Origin of the sequence: uncultured Georgenia sp. (genome assembly GCF_937958535.1) — a bacterium.
Lineage (GTDB): Bacteria > Actinomycetota > Actinomycetes > Actinomycetales > Actinomycetaceae > Oceanitalea.
On record NZ_CALGNQ010000174.1, the window covers coordinates 1 to 4,975 of the forward strand.

The 4,975-nt window shown below is 76.4% G+C and carries 3 protein-coding genes; all 3 read right to left on the minus strand.

Going from position 1 to position 4,975, the window contains the following annotated elements:
- Positions 1-16: 16 nt before the first annotated feature.
- Genes Q0195_RS09230 through Q0195_RS09240 form a run of 3 tightly spaced genes read right to left on the minus strand, consistent with a single transcriptional unit; the run spans position 17 to position 3,475 of the window.
- Positions 17-937, minus strand: coding sequence for a tetratricopeptide repeat protein (locus Q0195_RS09230; RefSeq protein ID WP_299277425.1), 921 nt, complete (start codon positions 935-937; stop codon positions 17-19).
- 37 nt (positions 938-974) lie between these two features.
- Complete coding sequence (locus tag Q0195_RS09235; RefSeq protein WP_299277427.1) at positions 975-2,021, minus strand: hypothetical protein; 1,047 nt, start codon at positions 2,019-2,021, stop codon at positions 975-977.
- Positions 2,018-3,475: a hypothetical protein gene (locus tag Q0195_RS09240; protein ID WP_299277430.1), complete on the minus strand. Its 1,458-nt coding sequence runs from the start codon at positions 3,473-3,475 to the stop codon at positions 2,018-2,020. The genes Q0195_RS09235 and Q0195_RS09240 overlap by 4 nt, the downstream gene beginning before the upstream one ends.
- Positions 3,476-4,975 lie beyond the last annotated feature (1,500 nt).

A 4,975-nucleotide genomic window follows, 5' to 3' on the forward strand; every position in this document is an offset into this window, starting at 1 on the left:
CTGCGGGCGTGCCGGGCTAGTAGAGCGCGGAGGCGAGGTCGCGGCGCGCCTGGGCGACCGCCGGGTCGGCGCTGCCGACGATCTCGAAGTACTCCACGAGGCGCTTGCGGGCCTCCTCGCGGTCGTCCCCGGCCGTCGCCCGCACGACGGCGAGCAGCCGCTGGAAGGCGGCCTCGTGGTTCCCGGCGGCGACCTCGGCGTCGGCGGCGGCCAGGTGGGCGGCGACGTCGGTCGGCGGGGCGTCCTGTGCGGCGACGACGGCCTGCATGCCGCCGCTGCTCGCGGTGCGCATGATGAGCTCGACCTGGGCCAGCGCGGCGCTGGCCTCGTGGTCGGCGGGGTTCTCCTTGAGCGCGCGGCGGTAGGCGTCGGCAGCGGCCTCGTAGTCCTCCCGCTCGATGGCCTCCAGCGCCTCCTGGTGGAGGGGCGGCAGCGGGGGCTCGGGCGGCGTGGCCGTGGCGTCCGGGTCGCTCGCCCCGCCGCCGACCGTGCCGGTGACCCCGGCCTGGGCGGCCACGCGCAGCACCTCGTCGACGACCGCGCGCACCTGCTCCTCGGGGTAGTCGCCCTGGTAGAGCGGGATGGGCTGGGCACGGACGATGGCCACGACGGTGGGCACCGCCTGCACCTGCAGCGCCTGCGCGATCTGCGGGCTGGTCTGGGCGTCGACCCGGGCGAGCTGGAACCGGCCGCCGTACTCGGCGGCGACCTTGGCGAGCACCTCGGAGGGGCCCTGGGCGTAGGACGCCCAGACCTCCAGGACGACCGGCACCTGCATCGACGTCTCGACGGTGCGCTGGAAGGTGGCCTCGGTGACGTCGACGACGACGGCCGCGTCGCTCACCGGTCCGGCCTGTGCCTGGTCGGGTGCCTGCGCCGGGCGGGCGAGGGCCGACAGGTCGACGGCACCGTGCAGGTTGATGGAGGGCTGGCTCATCACTGTCCTTCTCTACGCAGCAGGTCCTGGGACGACGTTACCCCTCGCCGTCGTCCGCCTCCTCATCCACCGGCTCGGTGAGCGCGACGTTGGCCAGGACGTGGACGGCGCCGAGCACACCGACCGGCTCCTCGCTGTCCGCGGGCGGCACGTGGAAGGCGACCGGCATGAGGTAGTGGGCGTGGGCCGCCCCCTCGATGCGGGGACGCTCCCCGATGAGCAGCCCGATGTCGCCACCGGCCTCCAGCGTGGAGCCCTCGACGGTGCGGGTGAGGGTGATCTTCGCGTCGATCACCCCGACGACGACGGCGCCGCCCTCGGCCGTCTCCATCGCGGAGACGGTGCCCTCGCGCACGGCGTAGGACTCCTCGACCTCACCGGCCACCTCGACGGTGGAGCGCAGCGCGCGGATCATCTCGGCGTAGCCGGTGCGGAACGGGTCCTCGGCGAAGAGCTCGGCGTTGCCGCCGTCCGGGTCGGCGAGCAGCTCGGCGTAGGCCGCGACGGTCTGCTCGGGGGTGAGGCGCAGCCCCTCGGCGTCCGGCGCCAGCGGGGGGCTGCCGGCCTGCGGGTTGGCGGTGCTCGGCGTCTGCACGCCGGGGAGCAGCGTCGTCCAGTACCAGAGCTTGTACTGGTTGCGCGGGCTCTCCTGGGTGAGGACGAGCAGCAGCGGGAGGTTGGCGTCGTCCGGGACGTGGGAGACGACGTAGAGCGAGCGCGGCCACTCGTCGGTCGCGGCCACGACCTCCACCTGGCTGCTCGTGGTGAGCGGGGTGGGGGTCCGCTCCCCGCCCGAGGCGGTGCTCAGCCGGTACTCGGCGTCGCGCATCGCCAGCGCCGGGCCGGTGACCCGGTCGGTGAGGAGCTCGGGGTCCAGCTCGGCGTCGGCGGTCTCGATCGTCTCCTGGACGTCCTGGAGGATCCGCTCGATGCGGTCCTCGTCGAGCACCGGCTGCGGGGCGGTGGCCGCGGGCTCCGGCTCGGGCTGGGGCACCTCGCCCGCGCAGCCCGCGAGGAGCAGGACGGTGGTGACGGCGCCGGCGGCCAGCCGGGCGCCCGTGTGCCTGCGCGTGCTGCCGGTCATCGTCGCTCCTCTCCCTCGTCGTCCTGGTCGGCTGATGGGGCAGACCCCGGCGGTGTCTCCCCGGTGGCGGCCCCGCCGAAGCCCCACACGGACCGCCACGACAGGGTGCCCGGCGCGGCGCCGGTCGTCCCCCCGTCCGCGGTCCGGGGCGTTGCGTCCGGCCCGGTGTCACCACGCTCCTCGGGCGAGCCGGCCGGCTCGTCGGACGCCCTGGTCGGCTCGTCCGGCGACTCGGTGGTGGGTGCGGCGGTCGAGTCGGTGGTTTCGGCGGCCGAGTCGGTGGCTCCGGCGGGCGCCCCGGTGGGGACGTCGGTCGCCCCGGTCGCCACGTCGGGCGACGCGCTGGGCTCGGCAGGGCTCTCGTCGCGTCGGCCGGGTCCGTCCTGCACCGCGTCGGCTGCGGTCCGGTCCGTGGGCGGCCCGGCCCCGTCCTGGTCCTGGTCGGGGCGCTCGCCGGCGGCGTCGGCCGCGGCCGTGTCGCGACCGGCGGACCGGGCGAACCAGCGCGCCGTCGTCCCGGCGTCGTCGGTGCCGGTGTCGCCGGTGTCTGCGCTGCCGGCGCTGCCCGTACCCGCGAGGGGGATGGGCGCCACCGACTCCCCGGCACGTCGCTCCCGGTCGGCGCGGGCCATGGCGCGCTCCATCTCGCGGATCTGGCGCCGGGTGAGCCGTTCGCCGGTCGGGTCGGTGTCGGTGACGCTCACCCGCGGACGGGTCTCGTCCTCCTCCTGCCGGCGGGCCTCGTCACGCCGTCGCTGCTCGCGGCGGGCCAGGAGGTCGAGGACGAACATCGTCGCCCCGGCGACGAGCACGATCGCCCCGACGACGATCCCGGGCACCAGCCACGGGGTGCTCACCTGGCGGCCCCACTCGAGCTCGATCTCCGGTGCCGGGCCGGTGCCGTCGGTCGCGGCGACCAGGCTCCAGCGCCCCGGGGTGTCGATCCAGGTGAGCTCGGCCGACCCCGTCCCCACGGCCTCGGCGACCCAGAGGTCGGAGCCGGCGGGGTTGGGCAGGGCGGTCGGGTCGGCGTCGGGGACCTGCGCCGTGGGCTCCTCGGTGGGGGCCTCGGTCGGCTCGCCGGGGGCGTCGGCAGGCTCCGCGGGGTCGGTCGGCTCGGTGCCGGTGACGACCTCGACCGTCAGCTCCTCCCACGAGGACAGGCCGGTGACCCGCGCGTGGTCGGCGTCGCCGAGCCAGGCCTCGACCTCGGCGGTGCGGCCGACGGCGAGGACCACGGGGGCGTCGTCCTGCGCGGTGGCCCGCACGGTGACCCGGGGGTCGACGGCGTCGAGCACACCGGGCTCGGTGATGACCACCGGGACGTCGGGGTGCTCCCCGAGCCGGAGGGTCGCGGTGTCGGAGGAGCGCACCACCGAGGCGGCGATCACCGAGACGGCGATGACGACCACGCCGATGACGGCGAGCAGCAGGGGCAGTCTGCGTCGGGACACGGGGGGCGAATTCCTCCAGGCAGGGCGCGGGTGCGACATCCCAGGATAGACCGGGACGCCACGCCTGGCGTTATCGAGTTGTGACCGAAGTGCGATGATCCGGGGCGGGAAGCGTAGCGCCGCGGGCCGTTCCCGGCCCCCGGCTAGGCTGTGCCCGGCATCGACGGAGCGACCAGGAGGATGCGATGAGCGAGGACCAGACCGGCTTCCCGGTGGTCATGCGCGGGTACGACCGCGCCCAGGTGGACCAGCGGGTGCACGCCCTGGAGACCGCGCTCGCCACCGCTCGCCAGCAGGTCGCCGCGCTGGACGAGCGGGTGATGCGGCTCTCCGGTGAGCTGGCCCAGGCGCAGCGGGAGCTGCGTGAGCGGGAGCGTCCCACGTACGCCGGCCTCGGGGCGCGGATCGAGCTGCTGCTGCGCTCCGCCGAGGAGCAGTCCGCCGGGGTCGTCGAGCGCGCGCGTGAGCAGGCCGCCGAGGCGCTGGCCCAGGCGGAGCGACGCGCGGCCGAGCTGACCGAGCGGGCCGAGACCGAGGCGGCCTCCCGCATCGCCGCAGCCCGCCGCACCGCCGAGGAGACGGTGTCGACGGCCGACCGTGAGGCCGCGTCCACCCTCGAGGTGGCCCAGCGCAAGGCGGAGGAGGTCGTCTCCTCCGCGGAGCGGGAGGCGGCCCGGGTGCGCGAGACGGTGCGGGACGAGGAGCAGCACCGGCGGGCGGACCTCGACCGTGAGCTGGCGCTGGCCCGGGCCACCGCCGAGCGGGAGGTGCTCGAGCTGCGCTCGGCGGCCGAGCAGGAGGTCGCCGAGGCCCGGGCCGAGGCCACGCGGCTGCGCCAGGAGGCGGACGCCGCCCTCGAGCAGGCGCGCTCCGAGGCGGAGCAGCTGCGTCGCCAGGCCGAGCTGGACGCCGCCACGCTGCGGGAGGAGGCGGAGCGGGCCGCCGCCGAGGCGCACGCCGAGGCGCGTGCGGCGACGACCGCGCTCACCGAGGAGACCGAGCGCCGGGCGGCGGAGGCCGAGGCCCGCCTGGCCGAGGCGATGTCCCGTACCGAGGCCGTCATCGCCGACGCCGACGCCGCGGCCGCACGGCGGATGGAGCACGCCCGCGCCGAGGCCGAGCACGTCCTGTCCGACGCCCGCGCGGAGGCCGACCGCCTCGTGCGCGAGGCCGCCGAGGCGGCGCGCGCCGAGCGCGACACACTGCGTGCGGAGATCGCCGACCTCACCCGTCAGCGCGAGGACATCACCAAGTACCTCAACGACCTGCGCGGTGTGCTCGAGGGGCACACGACGGCGCCGTCCACGCCCGCCGCTGCCGAGGTGGCAGCTGAGGACGCGCCGGACGCGGACGCCGGCGGGCCGGACGCCGCGGCGACCGAACCGCAGCCGGAGGCGGCGCAGCCCGCTGGTGACGCGGGTGCCGACGGCGCGACCGGCGCCGCGGGAGACGTCACCACCGCAGCCGACGCAACTCGGAAGAGCGTCGTGTAGGGACATA

Bases quoted from the DNA above. Each gene is read 5' to 3' on its own strand.
- Q0195_RS09230 (WP_299277425.1), bottom strand. From the start codon at position 937: ATGAGCCAGCCCTCCATCAACCTGCACGGTGCCGTCGACCTGTCGGCC.
- Q0195_RS09235 (WP_299277427.1), bottom strand. From the start codon at position 2,021: ATGACCGGCAGCACGCGCAGGCACACGGGCGCCCGGCTGGCCGCCGGC.